The sequence below is a fragment of the Jiella pacifica genome (genome assembly GCF_010500815.1).
Classification (GTDB): domain Bacteria; phylum Pseudomonadota; class Alphaproteobacteria; order Rhizobiales; family Rhizobiaceae; genus Jiella; species Jiella pacifica.
Window position 1 is genome coordinate 156278 of the sequence record NZ_JAAAMG010000003.1, and the last position, 19529, is coordinate 175806.

15 protein-coding genes are annotated in these 19529 nt (G+C 67.4%); 12 read left to right on the forward strand and 3 right to left on the reverse strand.

Features of this window, described 5'->3' with window-relative positions; all coding sequences use genetic code 11:
- Positions 1–242 precede the first annotated feature (242 nt).
- The 6 genes from rhtA (at position 243) to GTK09_RS05500 (ending at position 9078) form a co-directional block, all read left to right on the forward strand.
- Entirely contained in the window at positions 243–2477 is a 2235-nt protein-coding gene (rhtA, locus tag GTK09_RS05475) for a TonB-dependent siderophore receptor RhtA (protein ID WP_163461718.1), read from the forward strand.
- Between the two features lie 6 nt (positions 2478–2483).
- Positions 2484–3314, forward strand: coding sequence for an ABC transporter ATP-binding protein (locus GTK09_RS05480; RefSeq protein WP_163461720.1), 831 nt, complete (start codon positions 2484–2486; stop codon positions 3312–3314).
- Between the two features lie 15 nt (positions 3315–3329).
- Positions 3330–4259: an iron-siderophore ABC transporter substrate-binding protein gene (locus tag GTK09_RS05485; RefSeq protein ID WP_163461722.1), complete on the forward strand. Its 930-nt coding sequence runs from the start codon at positions 3330–3332 to the stop codon at positions 4257–4259.
- A gap of 53 nt (positions 4260–4312) precedes the next feature.
- Positions 4313–6271, forward strand: coding sequence for a Fe(3+)-hydroxamate ABC transporter permease FhuB (gene fhuB, locus GTK09_RS05490; RefSeq protein ID WP_281353341.1), 1959 nt, complete (start codon positions 4313–4315; stop codon positions 6269–6271).
- A gap of 85 nt (positions 6272–6356) precedes the next feature.
- The gene (locus GTK09_RS05495; RefSeq protein ID WP_163461726.1) at positions 6357–7391 is read left to right on the forward strand and encodes a siderophore-interacting protein; all 1035 of its coding nucleotides are present in this window, start codon (positions 6357–6359) and stop codon (positions 7389–7391) included.
- A 190-nt stretch (positions 7392–7581) separates the two neighbouring features.
- Entirely contained in the window at positions 7582–9078 is a 1497-nt protein-coding gene (locus GTK09_RS05500) for a VWA domain-containing protein (RefSeq protein ID WP_163461727.1), read from the forward strand.
- A gap of 102 nt (positions 9079–9180) precedes the next feature.
- Here the strand turns inward: GTK09_RS05500 and GTK09_RS05505 are convergent, their stop codons facing one another.
- The 3 genes from GTK09_RS05505 to GTK09_RS05515 form a co-directional block, all read right to left on the reverse strand.
- On the reverse strand, positions 9181–10515 hold the full coding sequence (locus GTK09_RS05505; RefSeq protein WP_163461728.1) for a TRAP transporter large permease: 1335 nt from the start codon (positions 10513–10515) through the stop codon (positions 9181–9183).
- A 2-nt stretch (positions 10516–10517) separates the two neighbouring features.
- Positions 10518–11024: a TRAP transporter small permease gene (locus GTK09_RS05510; RefSeq protein WP_163461729.1), complete on the reverse strand. Its 507-nt coding sequence runs from the start codon at positions 11022–11024 to the stop codon at positions 10518–10520.
- Positions 11025–11145: 121 nt separating this feature from the next.
- Positions 11146–12162, reverse strand: a complete 1017-nt coding sequence (locus tag GTK09_RS05515) for a DctP family TRAP transporter solute-binding subunit (protein WP_163461730.1) — start codon at positions 12160–12162, stop codon at positions 11146–11148.
- 223 nt (positions 12163–12385) lie between these two features.
- On the opposite strand from GTK09_RS05515, the gene GTK09_RS05520 reads away from it, so the two are divergent.
- The 6 genes from GTK09_RS05520 to GTK09_RS05545 all read left to right on the forward strand — a co-directional run bounded on the left by GTK09_RS05520 (position 12386) and on the right by GTK09_RS05545 (position 19522).
- Positions 12386–13270, forward strand: a complete 885-nt coding sequence (locus GTK09_RS05520; RefSeq protein WP_246217724.1) for an IclR family transcriptional regulator — start codon at positions 12386–12388, stop codon at positions 13268–13270.
- A complete protein-coding gene (locus GTK09_RS05525) occupies positions 13267–14436 on the forward strand; it encodes an acetyl-CoA acetyltransferase (RefSeq protein ID WP_163461731.1) in 1170 nt (389 codons plus the stop codon). Before GTK09_RS05520 ends, GTK09_RS05525 begins: the two co-directional genes overlap by 4 nt.
- A gap of 14 nt (positions 14437–14450) precedes the next feature.
- Entirely contained in the window at positions 14451–16082 is a 1632-nt protein-coding gene (locus GTK09_RS05530) for an acyl-CoA synthetase (protein ID WP_163461969.1), read from the forward strand.
- Between the two features lies 1 nt (position 16083).
- Complete coding sequence (locus tag GTK09_RS05535; RefSeq protein WP_163461732.1) at positions 16084–16956, forward strand: PCC domain-containing protein; 873 nt, start codon at positions 16084–16086, stop codon at positions 16954–16956.
- A 292-nt stretch (positions 16957–17248) separates the two neighbouring features.
- Entirely contained in the window at positions 17249–18031 is a 783-nt protein-coding gene (locus tag GTK09_RS05540; RefSeq protein ID WP_163461733.1) for an SDR family NAD(P)-dependent oxidoreductase, read from the forward strand.
- 549 nt (positions 18032–18580) lie between these two features.
- Positions 18581–19522 carry an MBL fold metallo-hydrolase gene (locus GTK09_RS05545; protein WP_163461734.1) on the forward strand — a complete coding sequence of 314 codons (942 nt, stop codon included), beginning with the start codon at positions 18581–18583 and terminating at the stop codon, positions 19520–19522.
- The last annotated feature ends 7 nt before the right edge of the window (positions 19523–19529 follow it).

A 19529-nucleotide genomic window follows, 5' to 3' on the forward strand; every position in this document is an offset into this window, starting at 1 on the left:
CTTGAAATTTCGAGCATTTCTAAAACCCGTTGCAAAAAAGTCGCAAGGGGAAATGCGGCTCAAAAGCGGCCGATGATTTGTTGACTCCGCTTGTCATGATAAATAGCACTGTCCGTCGAGACCCTCGCGACTTTCCTGCATCTCTTTGGAATGTCTGTTGAAATGGTCGCCGCCTTCAACCCCTTGCCGAGCGGCCCCGCGCATGCGGGATCGCTTTCGGCCGCCCCACACAGGCCATCATCATGCGTGTCAAAGCACCGACCCTTCGCGTCATCCTCTGCGGCTCGAGCGCGCTCGCAGCCGCACTGGTGGCGGCGGCGTCGCCGGTAGCGGCCCAGGAAGAGGGTGAGATGATCTCGCTCGACACCGTGGTGATCACCGGGTCACGCGCGCCGCAGCGGATTTCGGAGATCGCCAACACCATCACGGTCGTTGACGAGGAGACGATCCGGGAGGAGGCGCGCGCCGGCCTGTCTCTCAAGGACATTCTCGGCCAGGAAGTGCCGGCCTTCGATCCGGGCAGCCGCGGCACCCGCACCAATTACGGCCAGAACCTGCGCGGCCGCAGCGCCCTGGTGCTGATCGACGGCGTATCGCTGAATTCTGCCCGGGCGATCAGCCGGCAGCTCGATTCGATCGATCCGTTCAACATCGCCCGCATCGAGGTTCTCTCCGGCGCGACGTCGCTCTATGGCGGCAACGCTTCCGGCGGCATCATCAATATCATCACCAAGAAGGGCCGGGACGCCGCGCCCGGCCTGCATGGCGAGGTCCAGGCGGGCATCGGGTCCGGCTTCAACTCCGACGAGGACCGCGACCTCAACGGCGCCGCGGCCGTCACCTACAACGACGAGACATGGGACATGCGCCTGTCGATCGCCGGGGCCGATACGGAAGCCTTCTTCGACGGCAACGGCGACATGATCGTCCCCGACATCACCCAGACATCCACCCAGTTCAATACCGTGGTGGACCTCTTCGGCAATGTCGGCCTGCAGATCGACGCCAACCAGCGGCTGGAAATCACCGCGCAATATTACGACAGCGGCCAGGACAGCCCTTACGGCCTCTATTTCGGCACCAACTATTCCGGCCTGCGCGGCAACCCGGACGACATCGAGATCCGCGACGGCTATTCGTCCGACGTCGATCCGGCGACCAAGCGCAAGATGGTCACCGCGAACTACTCGAACGACGATCTCTTCGGCCAGCAGCTGATCCTGCAGGGCTTCTGGCGCTCCGAGACCCTCGACTTCAACCCGTTTCCGGACAGTAGCGCCCGCTTCTTCTCGGCCTCCAGCCAGGAGACGGACTTCTACGGCTACAAGGCGGCGCTCGTCACCCAGCCGCTGGACGGGCTGAAGCTGACCTTCGGCACCGACGGCGACGTCGACGACTTCTCCGCCAGCCAGACGATCTTCGATCCGGTTCTGTCGGCCGCCACCGGCGCGATGGAGCTGGAAGACTTCGCCACGATCGGTCGCTATCCGGGCATCAAGGTCTCGACGGTATCCGGCTTCGTCCAGGCGAGCTACGAGGCGACCGACTGGCTGACGCTGTCGGGCGGCTATCGCCATCAATACGCCAAGACCGAGATCGACGACTTCGTCGCCACGACGCAGCAGGCGGCGATCGCACTTGGCCTCGCCACCGGCGCCGACAGCATTCCGGGCGGGTCGGTCGACTATTCCGCCAACCTCTTCAACGTCGGCGCGACCGTCGACGTCGGCGGCGGCAGCCAGGTCTACGGCAATTTCAGCCAGGGCTTCGAGCTTCCCGATCCCGCCAAGTACTACGGCCAGGGCAACTACGCTCTCTCTGGTGGACGATACGTCCTCCTTTCGTCGATCAATGTCGATGATTCCGCCCTCGGCGCGATCAAGACTGACTCCTACGAGCTCGGCTATCGTTATGCCGACGACACGTTCAAAGGCCAGATCGCCGGCTACTACTCGCTGTCCGACAAGACAGTCGATTACGACCGGACCTCGCTGCTGCTGTCGCTTATCGATCAGGAACGCCGGGTCTACGGCGTCGAAGGCAAGCTCGACGTGAAGCTGCCGCACGGCTTCGACACCGGCGTGATCGGCCACTACGTCCGCTCCGAGGTCAAGGATGGGGGCGACTGGGTCGCTTCCGCGGTCACCGACGCCAGCACCTCGACGCTCGGCGGCCACATCGGCTGGTCGAACGAGATCTTCAAGGTGGCGCTCAACGGCCAGCACATCTTCGACTACGAGGACGACGACGACCTGGAGCTCGAAGGTTACACGCTGTTCGACCTCGTCGGCTCCTACAAATACGAGCCGGCCGATCTCACCGTCAACTTCGGCGTCCTCAACCTCTTCGACAAGGACTACACGACGATCTGGGGCCAGCGCGCCAAGATCTTCTACGGCGCCTACGCCAGCGAGGAAGTATTCGACTACAAGGGCCGCGGCCGCACCTTCACCGTCTCGATGACGAAGGAGTTCTGACCGCAGATGGAGATCGCTTCCATCACCGGCGAGACGACGCCCGCGGGTCCTCCAGCCGCGGGCGTCGACCTGTTTCGGCTGAAAGGCGCCGGCTATGCCGTCGGCGGCACGCGGATCCTGTCGCCTCTCGACCTCACCATTCCGGCCGGGCGCTTCGTCGCGCTGCTCGGCCACAACGGCTCGGGCAAGTCGACGCTCCTGTCGCTCCTGGCGCGCCAGATCGAGCCGAGCGAGGGGGAGATCTCCTTCGTCGGGGAGCCGGTCTCGCGTTACGGCACGCGGGATTTTGCCCGGCGGGTCGGTTGGTTGCCGCAGCATCCGCCCGAGGCGGCGAACATGACGGTGGCCGAGGTCGCCCGGCTCGGCCGCTATCCCTGGCGGGGCGCCTTCGCCCGTCACCGGCAAGAGGATTTCCGCGCCGTCGCCGATGCGCTGGATCAGGTCGGCCTCACACACATGGCCGAACGGGCGATGACCAGCCTTTCGGGAGGCGAGCGTCAGCGCGCCTGGCTCGCCATGCTGCTCGCCCAGGAACCGTCCTGCCTCCTGCTCGACGAGCCAACCGCCGCCCTCGACCTCAGGCACCAGATCGAGGTGCTGCGGCTCCTGCGCGACCTCGGGGCGCGGCGTGATCTCACGATCGTCATGGCGATCCACGACGTCGGCATGGCGCTGCGCTTCGCCGACCACCTGATCGCGCTGAAACATGGTCGGCCGGTCTTCGACGGCGCGCCCGAGGCCCTGACGGAGCCCGGCATCCTGTCCGAGATCTTCGACCTTCCGATCGCGACGGTTCGCCCGCAGGAAAGCGGGCCGACCGTCGTCTACCCGCTTTAGACAGGGCCGACGACCATGCTCACATTGTCTTCCCCGATCCGCCTCGCCGCTGGCGCCCTTCTGGCGGCCATGCTCGCCGGCGCTCCGGCGTCCGGCCAGGCGCAGGAAACAGCCGAGACCGGCTCTGTGCCCGAGACCGCATCGGCGCAAAGGATCGTCGTCATGGAGTGGGCGGCGCTCGAAACGCTGCTCGCTCTCGGCCATCCCCCGGTGGGCGCGGCCGATGCGGGCGGCTACCGCGAATGGGTCGGCGAGCCGGCACTTCCCGCCGACGTCGCCGAGGTCGGCTCGCGCCAGGAACCCAATCTGGAGGAGATCGCCCGGCTGAGACCCGATCTCATCCTGTCCCACGTGCATCTCAAGCCGCTGAAGGAAAAGCTCGCCGCGCTCGCCAAGGTGGAGGAGGTGACGTTCAACGGCACCGGCGGCGATGCCTACGCGACCGTCGTCGAGGGCACGCGCAAGATCGGCGACCTGCTCGGCGAGACGGCGGAGGCCGAGGCGCTGGTCGCCTCTGCCGACGCGACGTTCGAGGAGGCGGCAAAGGCGCTCCGATCGGCGGGCCTTGCCGGCCGCCATGTCTATTTCGTCCGGATCATCGGGCCGAATGCGCTCCGCGTTCATGGCCAAGGCTCGGTCGCCGATACGGTTCTGTCGCGGCTCGGCCTGACCAATGCCTATACCGGGGAGGTCAATGAATGGGGCTTCGCCCTCCTCGAGCCGAGTGCGCTCGCCGAGGATCCGGAGGCCGCCATCGTCGTTGCCGGGCCGGTGACCGACGAGGCCATGGCGTCCGTCTTCGACACGCCGCTCGGCAAGGCTCTGCCGGCAGTCCGGGCGGGCAGGGTCTACGATCTGCCGGTCACCTGGACCTTCGGCGGAGTTCCTTCCGCCAAGACGATGGCGGAGGCGATCGCCGCCGCTTTGACGGAGACGGGCCGCTGACCACCTCCGCACCCTCGGCACCTGCGGCCAGGATCACCGGCGTCGCCCTGGCGCTGGCGGTCTTGGGCGCGGCTGCGCTTGCGGCCGGATGGGACCCGCGGGTGACGCTCGACGTCGTGCGGCTCGGCTTGTTCGACCCGCCGGGCGACGTCTTCGCGGCGGTGATGTTCCACTATGCGACGCTGCCGCGGCTCGTCGTCTCGCTGCTCGCCGGCGCCTCGCTCGGACTGGCGGGCGCGGCGATGCAGGCGGTGTTGAGAAATCCGCTGGCATCGCCCACCACGCTCGGCGTTGCCACCGGAGCCCAGTTTGCGCTGGCGCTGGCAGCGCTCGCCGGCCCCGCGGCGGCGTTCCTGCCCCGCGAGGCCTGGAGCTTCATCGGCGCCATCGGTGCCGGCGGCCTCGTCTATCTGATCGGCAAGCGGCACGACTTCGAGCCGGCGCGGCTCGCCCTTGCCGGCATGGCGATCAGCCTGTTCCTCTCCGCCGCCTCCGCCGCGCTCGTCCTGTTCAACGAGCAGCAGCTCGCCTTCCTGTTCCTGTGGGGATCGGGCCATCTCGCCCAGTCGGACTGGACGGGCGTCGTCGTTCTCTTCGCCGCTTTCCTCCTCGCCGCCGCCGCGCTCGTCGCGGCCTCCCGGGTGATCGGGCTGCTCGCCGTCGGCGACACGCTGGCCGAAAGCCTTGGCCTGAAGACCGAGACGGCGCGCCTTGCGATCCTCATCGTAGCGGTGGCGCTGACCGCCGCGGTGGTGGCGGAGGTCGGCATCGTCGGCTTCGTCGGGCTGGCGATCCCGGCGGTCGTCCGGCTCTGCCGGCCGCGTTCGGTCGCCGTGACGCTCTTGGCCTCGGCCGGCCTCGGAGCCCTCGCCTTGTTTGCCGCCGATGCGCTCGCCCAGCTTCTGTCCGGGTCGAGCGGCCGGCTCGTTCCGGCCGGCGCGGTGACGGCGCTGTTCGGCGCCCCGGTCCTGTTCCTGCTGCTTGCCCGCACGCGGCTCGCGAGCCGCCCGAAGCCGGCGGCGAAAATCTCGGTCGGGACGTTCCACGATGCCGGCCCCGGCCTGTTCCTGCAACTCGCGATCGTCCTCGGTCTCCTCGCCCTGGCCGCCCTGACGATCGGCCGGACCGGCGCCGGCTGGGAGCTGCTCGATCCCGCCCGCGACGGCACGCTGCTCCTCGCCAGGCTGCCGCGGGTCCTCGGCGCAGGCCTCGCCGGCGCGGCGATCGCGCTGTCCGGCCTCCTCGTCCAGAAGATCGTCGGCAACGACCTTGCGAGCCCCGAGCTGCTCGGCATCAGCGGCGGCGCGGCGGCGGCGATCGTCCTCGCCGCCCTGACCCTCGGCGTCCTGTCGCGGACGACGCTGCTTCTCTGCGGTTTTGTTGGCGCGATCGGCGCGACGCTCATCGTCTTGTGGTTCGCCCGCCGGCACAGGGATCAGATCGCCGCCGTCCTCCTTGCCGGCATCGCCCTCGGCGTCTTCCTCGATTCCATCGTCCGCATCGCCCTGGCCAACGCCTCGATGCAGGCGGTCTCGCTGCTCACCTGGCTGTCCGGCTCGACGGTACTGGTCTCGCTGCCCGAAACGCTCTGGCTCGCCGTCTTCCTGGCGCTGGCGCTCGGCCTCGTCCTCGCCGGCAGCCGGGCGATCGCGCTGCTCGATCTCGGCGCCGAACTGCCGCAGTCGCTCGGCCTGAAGGTGCGCGCGGTCCAGGCCGCGACGCTGATCCTCGCCGCCCTGCTCGCCAGCGCGGCGACGATGGTCATCGGGCCGCTCAGCTTCGTCGGGCTCATCGCGCCGCATCTGGCCCGGCTGTTCAGGACCCGGCTGTTCGCGCAGCATGTCGTCGCCACGGTCCTCTTCGGCGCCATCGTCATGGTCGCGTCGGACTTCGTCGGCCGGGTGGCGATGAGCCCCTGGCAGCTGCCGGGCGGTCTCGTCGCAGGGCTGTTCGGCAGTCTCGGCTTCATTCTTCTGGCCGGACGCCAGGAGAGGCGGGCAGGCGCCCGATGAAGACGCAACCGGACCTGAAGCCCGAGCCGACCGCGGCTCGAAACACCCATCGTCGCTCCTTGTCGATGTTCGAAGGATAAAGAAGATGACGTTTCCCGCCACTGCGACCGGCCAGGCGACGCGCCCGTTTCCGGAGACCCTGATCGGCGATCTTGCCGCCGAGATCGCCGAACATGGCTACTCCCTCACCCGGCAGCAGGATGCCCTTGCCGTCGCCCTGCCGGTCGGGCGGATCGAAGCGAAGGTGAGCGGCAACGACTTCGAGGTCCTGATCGCGGCCACCGACGTCGGCAAGATCCACGAGATGCGCGAGGCGCTCCTGCATCTCCTCGACCACGCGGCCCCGCAGCTGTCGGACCGCATGTCCTGGCGCGGTGATCTGCCGAGCGGCATCTTCCCGCCGAACTTCCGCACGGCGCGCTTCATCTCAAGGGAGCGGATCTCGCCGAACTTCCTGCGCCTGACGCTCCGCTGTGAGGTCGCGTCCGGCCTCCGGGGCGGCGGCATGCATTTCCGCCTGGCGATCCCGCCGAAGGACCGTGCGCCGGTCTGGCCGCGCCTCGACGCGGGCGGCCGCACCGTCTGGCCGAAGGGCGAGGATGCGCTGCATCGCCCGGCCTACACCTTCGTCGAGATCGATCCGGACGAAGGACGCTTTTCCTTCGATCTCTATCTTCACGAGGGCGGGCTCGCGACGACATGGGCCATGTCCGCTCGGCCGGGCGAGGAGGTGGGCGTCGCCGGACCGGGCGGTGGAGATCTGCCGCCGGGCGACTTTCTGCTGATCGCCGGGGACGAGACGGCGCTGCCGGCGATCCGTCGCATCCTCGAGTGCTCGCCGGCTGGCCGGCGCGGGCGGGTCTTCGTCGAACTCGGCGATCCGGCCGATCGGATCGAGATCGCCGCGCCCGCCGGCATGCAGGTCACGTGGCTCACCCGCGGCGAAGGTCCGGGCCTGTGGGACGAGGTCCTCGCCGTGCCGTTTCCCGGTGCGGACGAGAGCCGCTTCGTGTGGATCGCCGCCGAGCGGGACGTCGCCCGCAAGGCGCGTCTGCATTTCCGCGACGGGCTCGGTGTACCCTTGGAACAGACTTATATCTCGGCCTACTGGACGAAGTGACGGGACTTCTTGGGCCGCGTCGAAGACAGGATTGACCAAGCTGCTGCTTGTCGGCCGGACTGCGACGAGATTCCCGTCCGTGCGGAGGTTTCGTCGCCCTTCAGCGCAAATCGAAGCATTTCGCAAAGTCTTCCTTAGGGAATATCTGGGATCGTTTCCGGCGATCGTCAGCCCGACCGGAGCACTTTGGATGACCTTACGTCAAAATGGCATGGGTTCGCGCCGAGGCGTGCTCGGGGCAATGCGGCGCCTTGCGAAGGCCGACGCCGGCAATTTCGGCATCATTCTCGGGCTGTCCGCCGTCCCGCTGATCGTCGCCATCGGCGGGGCGATCGACTATTCCAATGCGCTGCGGGAAAAGGCGGGCGTCCAGGCGGCAGCCGATGCCGCCGCCCTCAGTGCCGCGAAGTTTTCGGGAACGGACGAGAAAGCGCGCACGGCGCGGGCCGACATGTTCTTCAAGGCCAATCTCGATGCGGAGATCGACATCAAGTCGACCTCCCTCAAGAAGGTCGATGGTTCGTGGGTGTACGATGCGAGCTTTTCCATGCCCACGACCTTTCTCGGGCTGATGGACGTCAAGAAGCTCGACATGTCGGTCCAGTCGGCGGTCAAGCAGTCGGATACTCCCCTCGACATCGTGCTGGTTCTCGACTCCACCGGGTCGATGCAGAACTACGGCAAGATGGCGCAGCTCCAGGCGGCGGTGCAACTGTTTCTCGACAATTTCGAGGACGCCGCGGGGGCAGCGAAGATCCAGGTCGCGATGATCCCCTTCGACACGCAGATCAAGATCCAGAATGCGAGCATGACCATGCTCGCCACGCCGAAAGCCCAGTGCGACTATCTGTCTTCGCCCGACAAGGCCAATTGCAAAGACGACGAGAAGGGCTTCCTTCTCGGCACCTCCAAGACCTACCAACTCGGCAAGGACAGTTCGTCGAAACGCTACATCCAGTATGTCTACGAGGCGAAGGACACGCCGGGACAGGTGCTGACGGTCACGCGCAGGACGGACAGCTGCCCCAGCGCATCCTACAAGAAGTGCTCGAGTTCGACGTCGACGATCTATAGTCGGAGCATCACCAAGACGAAGGTCACCGGAAGCTATTCCGGCTGCATCCTCGACCGTTTTCAGCCCTACGACACGCAGTCCGACGCCGCCGTGTCGAGCAGCGTCGACACGCTCTATACCCGCGCCGCCGAATGCAGCGGCACGCTCCAGCCGGTCGTCGCTCTGACCGAGAACTTCGACACCCTCAGGACCGCCGTGAAGGCGCTCAAACCCTCCGGCAACACCAATATCGCCATCGGCGTCCAATGGGGAATGGAGGCGCTCGAAGGCGCATCGCCCCTCGTGGGCGCCAACATCGACGGCCGGACGAAGAAGATCATGGTCGTTTTGACCGACGGCGACAACACAGAGGACCGCTGGTACGACAGCTCGAACGCCTCTCAGATCGACGATCGGACGGAGATCGCCTGCGGCAATGCCAAGGCGATGAAAAATCCCGACGGGACCGACCTCGAACTCTATTCCATCCGGGTGATCGACGGCAACGAGACGCTGCTCAAGCAGTGCGCCACGGACGAGGGCCACTACTACTCGGTCAAGAACGCGAACGAATTGAGTTCGGTCTTCCAGGACATCGCCGAGCGGGTGAAGAAGCTGCGCATCGTCAGCTGATTCCACCCCGGCGGGAGGGTGCTTCCGAGGGTCCGACCCGCGGAGTCCGCTTTCCGAGGCTCGGACCGGGGTTCTTTGGCCGCGCCCGCGGCCCGGCCCGCCTCACTGCATGAACTGCAGGAGGACGTGCGAGATCTCCGGGAAGGCCGCGATGATCGCCAGGCCGACCAGGCTGGTGATGAGGAAGGGGATGGCGCCGAGGGCGATCTTCTCCAGCGACATGCGGGTGATGTTGGCCGCGACGAAGAGGTTGATCCCGACCGGCGGGGTGAACAGGCCGATGGCGAGATTGACCATCAGCGCCACGCCGAACCACACCGGATCCCAGCCGAGTTCGCGCACCACCGGCAGGAAGATCGGCAGGGCGATGAACATGATGGTGATCGCGTCCATGAACATGCCGGCGATCAGCACCACCACCATGATGACGGCGAGGATGACCCACTGGTTGTCGCTCATCGCCAGAAGGGCGCCGGAATATTTGCCGACGAGATCGTCGACCGTCACCACCCAGCCGAACAGGCTGGCGAAGGTGACGACCAGCATGACGACGGCGGAGGAGGCGCTGGCCTCGACGAGGGCGGTATAGAGCGTCTTCACCGTCAGGCTGCGATAGATGACGAGGCCGACGAAGAGCGCATAGACCGTCGCGACGATCGCCGCCTCCGTCGGCGTGAAGACGCCGGCATAGATGCCGCCAAGAATGACGACCGGCGTGAGCAGGCCCCAGAAGGCATCGAAGAAGGCGCGGCCGAGTCGAGCCGGATAGGACAGACCCGCATAGGGCTTTGGCGCGAGGGCGGCGAGGCCGCCGCCGGAAGCCGCGCGCGCCGCTGCGTGGCGGGCCTTGCCGGCGAAGGGCAGCGTCGCGATCATCAACAGGCCCATGACGAGACCCGGAATTATGGCGGCGATGAAGAGTTCGGCGATCGACGTCTCGGCGATGACGCCGTAGATGACGAGACCGATCGAGGGCGGAATGACGATGGACAAAGCCGCGCCGGTGCAGACGAGGGCGGCGGCGAAGGGGCGGGGATAGCCGTCCTCCTCCATGCCGCGGATGATCAGCGGGCCGATCGCCGCGACAGAGGCGGGGCCGGAGCCGGAGACGGCGCCCCAGAACAGGCAGACCACCGTGCCGACGACGCCCATGCCGCCGGGCAGGTCGCCGACCAGCACCCGGAAGAAGCGGATCATCCGTTCGGCGATGCCGACTGTGCCCATCAGGGCGCCGGCGAGGATGAAGAACGGGATGGCGAGCAGCGAGAACTTGGCGATGCCGCTGGCCAGGAGGTCGCCGACGAGGTCGAGGCCGAAACCGATCTCCCACATGGCCCAGAGCGAGGAGAGGCCGAGCGCGAAGGCGACGGGCACGCGCAGGGCGAGGAGCACGAAGAACAGGACGACCATCGCCGTGCCGGGATCGAGTCCGAGCATCGTCAGATCTCCCCCTTGCCGTCGCCGCGACCGTATTCGCGGGCGGCGCCGGCCGCGCGCCACTCGGCGATCCCCGCCTGGACGAGACGGATGGCGATCAGCGCGAATCCGACCGGCAGGCCGAGCGAAACGTACCATTCGGGAATCTGCATGCCCGAGGAGGTGACGCCGCTCTGATACTGGTTCTGGACGAGATCGAACGTGTACCAGGCCGACAAAGCGAGCAGCAGGATCGACAGCGCCGCCGAGAACGCCACCGCCACCCGGCGGCCGCCCGGCGGCAGGAGGTCGGTAGCGAGCGTCACGGCCAGATGCTCGCCGCGCCGCGCCGCTATGGCCGCGCCGAAGACGGTGATCAGCAGAAAGCCGTCGAGCAGCAGCTCCTGCGTCGCGGCGAAGGAGTAGCTCGTCAGATAGCGCACCACGACATTGACGAATCCGAGCGCCGTCATGGCGAGGAAGATGCCGGCGCAGACGATCTTTTCCGCCTCGTCGAGGAGGTGACGCATGATGGCTTCTCGGGTTGGTGAAAGTCGGGCCTCGCCGGCCCCGTCGGGTCTCTGCGGCGAAGCCACGGGGTCCTAAGGCCGAGAAGCGGCGGCGGCCGACCGGTCGCCGCCGCTACCTGCCTCAGTTGGCGGGCTTGTCGCCGGCCGAAATCGTGTCCTGGAACAGCGCGACGAGATCCGGCCCGACCTTTGCGGCCCATGTGTCGAAGGCCGGCTTCGTCGCCTGGCGGAACGCGTCGATCTCTTCGGCGCTCGGCTCGTAGACCTCCATGCCCTTTTCCTTCAGGAACTCCAGGCCCTTGGCGGTGTCCTCGCGGGTGACTTCCTTCTGGTAGGTCATCGCCTGCTCGGCCGCGTCTCGGACCATCGCCTGCTTCTCGGCGTCCCAACTATCCCACAGCTTCTGGGAAACGCCGATGAAGATCGGGTCGTAGGAGTAATGCCAGGGCGTGATGTACTTCTGCACCTCGTAGACCCGCTGCGGAATGATCACCGCGCCGATCGGGTTCTCCTGGCCGTCGACGACGCCCTGCTGCAGCGCCGAGAACGTCTCGGTCCACTGCATCTGCTGCGGATTGGCGCCGAGCGCGTTCATCACGTCGATATACATCGGCCCGGCGACGCGCATCTTCAGGCCCTTCATGTCGGCGGGCGCCTTGATCGGATGGACGTTGTTGGTCACCTCGCGAAAGCCGTTCTCGCCCCAGGCGAGGACGACGATGCCCTTCTTCGCCATGATCTCGGTCATCCGCTCGCCCGGCTCGCCCGCCGTGGTCGCGTCGACGTCGTCATAGTCCGAATAGAGGTAGGGCAGCGAGAACACCGCCATCTCGGGCACCAGCGGGGTGACGTTGATCGCCGAGGTGACGACGAAGTCGAGGGCGCCGCGGCCGACCATCTCGGCCTGCTTCATCTGGTCGCCGCCGGTCAGCTGGGCGTTCGGGAAGATCCTGACGTCCATCTCGCCGTTCGAGCCCTTCTCGAGCAGCTCGTTGAACTTCTCGGCGCCCTTCTGCCAGGTCGTGGTGTCGTTGGTGTTGTGCGACAGGCGGAACGTCTCGGCGAGTGCCGGCGTCAGTGCGGTCGTCGCGAAGGCGGCGACGACGGCCGCGGCGGCGGTGAGATGCTTCAGTTTCATAGGCTTCCTCCCAGAATGGACAGCTGCCCGGCGTGCATGAAAGCCTCGCCGGGCAAATGCGGACTGCGACGTCGGCCAGCTCTCCTCCAGAGGTCCACAATGTGGACAGCCGATGTCGCCAAGGTGGCGCAAGTTGCCATCCCGGCCCGGCGCTTGCAAGTTCATTTCGGTTCCGCGACAATGATCGCGGCAAATAGATGTCCACAATCTGGACGGTGGGTGCTTGGATACGCTGGAGAAGGCCACGATGGAGAGCGGCGGGGCGCAGAGCGTCGACCGGGCGCTGACGCTGTTGTCGCTGATCGGCCGCCACTGCGAGAAGGGGGCGACGCTCGCCGCCATCGTCGAGGAGAGCGGGTTGAACCGCCCGACGGCGCGCCGGCTGGTCCTCGCTTTGATCCGCTCGCGCCTCGTCGAGCAGGACGCCTTGACGCGCCGCTATTTCCTCGGCGAGGAGGCCTACGTCCTCGGCGTTCTGGCCTCGCACCGCTTCGGCTTTCTCGACTGCGCGCTCGAGAGCCTCGCAAACCTGTCGCGGATCAGCGGCGACACGAGTTTCGCCTGCGTCCGGCGCGGCGACTTTTCCGTCTGCCTGCACCGGGAGGAGGGCGCCTTCCCGATCCGCACCCATGCGCTGCTGCCCGGTCACCGTCATCCGCTGGGCGTTGGCGCCGGCGCGATGGCGATGCTGGCGGCGCTTTCCGATGGGGAGATCGGGCGTATCCTTGCCGCCAACGCCGACGCTCTCGCCGACGGATACCCGGCCTATACGCCCGATGCGGTGCAGGCCGACATCGCCTTCGCCCGCGACTGCGGCTATGCCCTTAATCCGGGCCGCGTCCTGACCAACTCCTGGGCGATCGGCATGGCCGTGCGCTATCCGGACGGCCATGTCGCCGGCGCCTTGTCCATCGCCGCGATCGACGGGCGGATGAGCGAGCCGCGCCAGAGCGAACTCTTTCGGCATCTCGGAGCCGAGGTCGCGAAGGTCGAGGCCCGACTGCGGCGACGCTTTGCGCCGCCTGCGGCGAACGCTCGGCCGGCAGCCGAAATCGCGCCCGCCGGGGCGCCCCGCCAAACCGTTTTTCTGGGAGGTATCGGATCATGAGCAAGGCACGCATCGTCGGCTGGTCGCACAGCCATTTCGGCAAGGTCGAGGCTCCCTCGACCCAGGCCCTGATGGGCGAGGTCGTCGGCCCCGCCATCGAACATGCCGGCATCGAGACGGCCGACGTCGACGGCATCTTCGTCGGCGTCATGAACAACGGCTTTTCCAAGCAGGATTTTCAGGGCGCCCTCGTCGGCATGGCCCATGAGGGGCTCGGCCAGGTGCCGGCGGTGCGGCTGGAAAACGCCTGCGCCACCGGCTCGGCGGCGCTCTATACGGCGATGGACTTCATCGAATCCGGCCGGGGCCGCATCGCCGTCGTCGTCGGCGCCGAGAAGATGACCGCGATCCCGACCGTCGAGGTCGGCGACATCCTCCTCGGCGCCAGCTACCGCGAGGAGGAGGCCGAGGTGGAAGGCGGCTTTGCCGGCATCTTCGGCCGCATCGCCCAGACCTATTTCCAGAAATACGGCGACCGCTCGGAAGAGCTGGCGATGATCGCCGCGAAGAACCATTCCAACGGCATGGCCAATCCCTTTGCCCACATGCGCAAGGACTTCGGCTTCGACTTCTGCAACACCGTTTCCGACAAGAACCCCTATGTCGCGGGGCCGCTCAGGCGCACCGACTGTTCGCTGGTTTCCGACGGGGCGGCGGCGATCGTTCTCGCCGACGAAGAGACCGCCGAGACCCTGGAGCGGGCGATCGCCTTCCGGGCGCGGCGCCACGCCAACGACGTTCTCGCCATCTCGCGCCGCGACCCGACCGAATTCGCCGGCGCCCGCACGGCCTGGGCGAAGGCGCTGGAGGAGGCGGGGCTGACCCTCGACGATCTCGATCTGGTCGAGACCCACGACTGCTTCACCATCGCCGAGATGATCGAATACGAGGCCATGGGGCTGGCGAAACGTGGCGAGGGCTACAAGGTCGTCCGCGAGGGCATTACCCGCAAGGACGGCCGGCTTCCCGTCAATCCGTCGGGCGGGCTCAAGTCCAAGGGCCATCCGATCGGCGCGACCGGCGTTTCCATGCATGTCATGGCGGCGATGCAGCTGATGGGCGAGGCCGGCGACATGCAGATCAAGGACGCCAGGACCGCCGGCGTCTTCAACATGGGCGGCGCGGCGGTGGCCAATTACGTCTCGATCCTGGAGCGCGTGAAGTGATCGACGCCGACCGGATGGCAGCCGACGCGATCGCGGGCGACCCGAAAGGTGGCGTCGCGCCGCAATCGACCCGGGTTTCCAACCTCGCCCATCTCGTCACAAGGGCGGCGCGTCGGCTGGGCGACCGGCCCGCCCTCGTCTGGGGCGACAAGACCTGGAGCTGGCGTGATTTCGACGCCCGCGTCAGCGCGATGGCGGTGGCCCTGAAGGATCGGTTCGGCGTGACCAAGGGCGACCGGATCCTGGTTCAGTCGCAGAACTGCAACCAGATGTTCGAGGCGATGTTCGCTTGCTTCCGGCTGGGGGCGGTCTATGTGCCGACCAACTTCCGCCAGACGCCGGAGGAGGTCGCCTTTCTCTTGGAGGCGAGCGGGGCGAGCGGCCTGATCTGCAATGCCAGCTTTCCGGCCCATGCCGAGGCCTGCCAGCGATCGGCGCGCGCGCCGGGCTTCACCCTTTCGATCGGGGAAGCGGCGTTCGGCGAGGACTACGACGCGCTGGTCGATGCCCATCTCGGTCAGGACGTTCCCAATACCGTTGTCGACCGGGACGACCCGTGCTGGTTCTTCTTCACCTCCGGCACGACGGGGCGACCGAAGGCGGCGGTGCTGACCCACGGACAGATGGCCTTCGTCGCCGTCAACCACCTCAACGACCTGATGCCCGGCACCGGGCCGGACGACGTCTCGCTGGTCGTCGCGCCGCTCTCCCACGGGGCCGGCGTCCATCAGCTGACCCAGGTGGCGGCCGGGGCGACGACGGTGCTCCTGCCGTCGGAGCGCTTCGACGTCGCGGAGGCGTGGGCCCTCGTCGAGCGCCTGAAGGTCACCAACATGTTCACCGTGCCGACCATCGTAAAACGGCTGGTCGAGCATCCCTCGGTTGACGATTTCGACCATTCCTCGCTGCGCTACGTCATCTATGCCGGCGCGCCGATGTATCGGGCCGACCAGAAGCGGGCGCTGGAGAAGCTCGGTCCCGTCATCGTCCAGTATTTCGGCCTCGGCGAGGTGACCGGCAACATCACCGTGTTGCCCTGCGGCGAGCACAGCCTCGACGACGAGGCCGCCCGCCTCGGCACCTGCGGCTTCGAACGCACCGGGATGGAGCTGTCGATCCAGGACGAGGCCGGCGCCGAGCTGCCGCTCGGCCAGACGGGCGAGATCTGCGTAGCCGGCCCGGCCGTCTTCGCCGGCTACTACGACAACTCCGAAGCCAATGCGAAAGCCTTCCGCAATGGCTGGTTCCGCACCGGCGATCTCGGCCACAGGGACGAGGCCGGCTATCTCTACATCACCGGCCGGGCATCGGACATGTACATTTCCGGCGGCTCCAACGTCTATCCGCGGGAGATCGAGGAGAAGATCCTCGCCCATCCGAAGATTTCGGAAGCCGCCATCGTCGGCGTGCCGGATCCCGACTGGGGCGAGGTCGGCATTGCCGTCCTCGTCGCGGTGCCCGGCGAGACGGTCACGGAAGCCGAGATCGGCGCGTTCCTCGCCGACAAGATCTCCCGCTACAAGATGCCGAAGCGCTTCGTATTCTTCGACGAGATGCCGAAGTCGGCCTACGGCAAGATCACCAAGAAGCTGGTGCGCCAGGCACTGGAAGAGCGCGGCGTCCTGACCGCCCGGGCGACCGCCTGAGATGGCGGCCACCATGCGGACGATCCGCCATCCCGGCCCCGTCGCGCCGATCCGCCATGCGAAGGCCTGGGGCGAGGCGGTGGCCCTCAACTTCACCGTTGCGCCCGGCGAGACCATGGAGGCGGGCCTCGGCCGCGGCGTGGCGGAAGCCGGCTGCGAGGCCGCCTATGTCTCCCTGCAAGGCGCGCGGCTGGACCCGTTCCGCTATGTCATGCCGGCTGGCTCGCCGGGCCCGAGCCATGCGGCCTGGTACTCCCGGACCTTCGCGCCCGAAGGCGTCGTCACCGTGACCGAGGCCGGCGCCATCGTCGGCCGCCGCGACGGCGCCCCCTTCGTCCATTGTCATGGGCTCTGGCAGGCGGAAGGCGAGCCGCTCGCCATGGGCCACATGCTGCCGCCCGACAGCCGCGCCGCCGAGCCGGTCCGGGTCACGGGCATCGGCCTTCGCGGCGCGGCGTTCGAATCGCGGCAGGACGACGAGACGAATTTTCGCCTGTTCGCCGCCGAGCCGGCCGATATCGATCTGAACAACGAGGCTCGCCAAGTATCGGGCGGTTCCCGAGCTTTGGCCCTGACGCTCCGGCCGAACCAGGACGTCTGCCACGCCATCGAGGCCGTCTGCGCCGAGGCGGGTATCACCCGCGCCCGCATCCACGGCATTGGGAGCCTCAACGAGGCGCGGTTCGAGGACGGCCCGCCGATGCGCTCCTACGCCTCCGAACTCCTGATCCGCGACGGGCGACAGGAGAACGAGCGCGTGCGGCTGGACGTCGCCGTCGTCGCCATGGACGGGGCGATCTTCGACGGCGTTCTGGCGCGGGGCGACAATCCGGTCTGCGTGACCTTCGAGCTGGTGGTGGTGCCGGAGGGGTGAGGGCGTCGGTGCGGCGTGGCGGGGTGGTGGATGTGCCGAGGCACCCCCCTCTGCCCTGCCGGGCATCTCCCCACAAGGGGGGAGATCGGCAGCTTCGCCAGTGGCAACCCATAGTGAGAGCTGCTGGTCATCGGGGCGAAGATTGGATGCACGGAAATGTCGTGTCCGAAATGGCATGAGGCTTCGAACACGATCGATCTCCCCCCTTATGGGGAGATGCCGGCAGGCAGAGGGGGGTAACCGGATGCGCAGCGTTTCCGGTCTGCGCCAAATTACAGGGAGACAGCATCAAATGACACAATCCACCAAGGTCGCGCTCGTCACCGGCGCGGCGCGGGGCATCGGCCTCGCCACGGCGAAGCGCTTTCTGGAAGAAGGCTGGCAGGTCGCGCTGCTCGACATCGACGGCGAGGCGCAGGAGGCGGCCGTCGAGGCGCTCGGCCGGCCCGACGACACCATGGCGATCACCGCCGACGTTTCGGATCCGGGAGCCGTGGCGCGCGCCGTCGCCGCCACCGAGGCGTGCTTCGGCCGGATCGACGCCCTCGTCAACAATGCCGGCACCGCCGTCTTCAAGCCGCTGCTCGAAACCACCCACGAGGAGTGGCAGCGAGTGCTTGCCGTCAATCTCGGTGGGCCATTCCTGATGACCAACGCCTGTGCGCCCGTCATGGCGAAGACCGGCGGCGGGGCGATCGTCAACATCACCTCGATCTCCGGCTTCCGGGCCTCCACCCTGCGCGTCGCCTACGGCACCTCCAAGGCGGGGCTGAAGCACCTGACCAAGCAGCAGGCGGTGGAGCTCGCCCATCTCGGCATCCGCGTCAACGCCGTGGCGCCCGGGCCGGTCGACACGGCGATGGCCAAGGCCGTCCACAGCGACGCGATCCGCGCCGACTACCGCGACACGATCCCGCTGGAGCGCTACGGCCTGGAAGAGGAACTCGCCGACGCGATCTTCTATCTCTGCTCGGGGCGGGCGAGCTACATCACCGGCCAGATTCTCGGGGTCGACGGCGGCTTCGACGCCGCCGGCATCGGCCTGCCGACATTGCGGCGTGATCTGCAGGGATGATCGGGATCGCGCCCGGGGCCGCCGCCCGCGCTTCGCCGATCGTGGCGAGAAGTGGTTGTCGAGCTTTCGACCCGGACTTGTCTGACGTCCTTTCCGATCGCCAAGACCGTGCGCTGCGTCTGACCGAATGCGGCTGATTAGAAGTTGCGTCGCCCGGTATTCCCGCGACATGAATTGTAAAGAGGGCAGAAGCAACGCCGCGTCCCAGCCCGCGGACCGCGGAGGACGAGCCACCGCGGCCGAGGCAACGGCTTTGCTCTCGAAGGAGTGACGGCTATGCGGATGATTCCGCTGACCGTCGTGCTTAGTTTCGAAAGGATCCGGACCGGCTGGGCTGTCGAGATCCGGGTCCAACTTCTCCGGTAAGCACAGGGGGGCGGAGTTAGCGCTCCGGCTCCCGCTCCCTAAATCTATTGCGGATCGGCTCCAACGGCAACTCTAGGATACCGTCGACACCCCTTCCGCCGACCGGCTCCGACGTCATAGCCCCTCGCTGCGACGACCTCCCTGCATCGAGCGCCCGCCTCATTCTTCTGGTAGTCTCACCCCATGACCGACGCATCGTCCGATGGCTCGCCGGAGCCGGAATTCACCACCGCCTTCGACCCTCGCTACGGCCGCGCCGTCGAGGTCTCGCCCGGCATCCTCCGGGTGACGGCGGACAACCCGTCGCCCTTCACCTTCGCCGGAACGAACAGCTACGTCGTCGGCGACGGGGATCGCTGTTTCGTCGTCGATCCGGGCCCGGCGGACGAGGTGCATCTCGCCGCACTGCTCGCCGCCGTCGGGGGCCGGCCGGTCGAAGCGGTCGTCCTCACCCATGGCCATGCCGATCATTCGGCGTCGGCGAACGAATTTTCCTCGCAGGTCTCGGCGCCGCTCCTCGGCGCGCGGCCGGCCGCCGTTGCCGCGGGCGAGGCCGTCCACCGTCTGGACGCGCCCGCCAAGAGCGGCATCGCCTATTCGCGTCATCTGGAAGACGGCGAGACGCTTTCTCTCGGCGGCCTTGCCGTCGAGGTCGTGGCGACTCCAGGCCACGCCTCGGACCACGTGGCGCTGGCGCTCTCCGAAGCCGGCATCCTTTTGTCCGGCGACCACGTCATGGCCTGGTCGACCAGCGTCGTCGCGCCGCCGGACGGGTCGATGGGCGACTACATGGCTTCGCTTCACAGGCTGCTGGCGAGGCAGGAGAGCCGGTACCTGCCGGGCCATGGCGGGCCGGTGGAGCGGCCGGAGCGTTTCGTCCGCGGGCTGATCCACCATCGGCGCATGCGCGAGGCGGCGATCCTCAGGCGCCTCGAAGCCGGCGACGAGACGATCCCGGCCGTCGTCGCGGCGATCTATCCCCGCCTCGACCCCAGGCTCTTCGGCGCCGCCGGTCTGTCCGTACTGGCGCATCTCCTCGAACTCGAAAAGCAGGGGACGGTACGAGAGGACAAGGCTGAAGCGGCCACGATCGACGAGCGGATCTACCGTCTCGCCGCCACGTGATGGCCGA

Coding starts and splice junctions, on each gene's coding strand:
- GTK09_RS05515 (WP_163461730.1), bottom strand. CDS start 12,162: ATGAAACTGAAGCATCTCACCGCCGCCGCGGCCGTCGTCGCCGCCTTC.
- GTK09_RS05480 (WP_163461720.1), top strand. CDS start 2,484: ATGGAGATCGCTTCCATCACCGGCGAGACGACGCCCGCGGGTCCTCCA.
- GTK09_RS05485 (WP_163461722.1), top strand. CDS start 3,330: ATGCTCACATTGTCTTCCCCGATCCGCCTCGCCGCTGGCGCCCTTCTG.
- GTK09_RS05505 (WP_163461728.1), bottom strand. CDS start 10,515: ATGCTCGGACTCGATCCCGGCACGGCGATGGTCGTCCTGTTCTTCGTG.
- GTK09_RS05510 (WP_163461729.1), bottom strand. CDS start 11,024: ATGCGTCACCTCCTCGACGAGGCGGAAAAGATCGTCTGCGCCGGCATC.
- GTK09_RS05540 (WP_163461733.1), top strand. CDS start 17,249: ATGACACAATCCACCAAGGTCGCGCTCGTCACCGGCGCGGCGCGGGGC.
- GTK09_RS05500 (WP_163461727.1), top strand. CDS start 7,582: ATGACCTTACGTCAAAATGGCATGGGTTCGCGCCGAGGCGTGCTCGGG.
- GTK09_RS05545 (WP_163461734.1), top strand. CDS start 18,581: ATGACCGACGCATCGTCCGATGGCTCGCCGGAGCCGGAATTCACCACC.
- GTK09_RS05525 (WP_163461731.1), top strand. CDS start 13,267: ATGAGCAAGGCACGCATCGTCGGCTGGTCGCACAGCCATTTCGGCAAG.
- GTK09_RS05535 (WP_163461732.1), top strand. CDS start 16,084: ATGGCGGCCACCATGCGGACGATCCGCCATCCCGGCCCCGTCGCGCCG.
- GTK09_RS05495 (WP_163461726.1), top strand. CDS start 6,357: ATGACGTTTCCCGCCACTGCGACCGGCCAGGCGACGCGCCCGTTTCCG.
- GTK09_RS05530 (WP_163461969.1), top strand. CDS start 14,451: ATGGCAGCCGACGCGATCGCGGGCGACCCGAAAGGTGGCGTCGCGCCG.
- rhtA (WP_163461718.1), top strand. CDS start 243: ATGCGTGTCAAAGCACCGACCCTTCGCGTCATCCTCTGCGGCTCGAGC.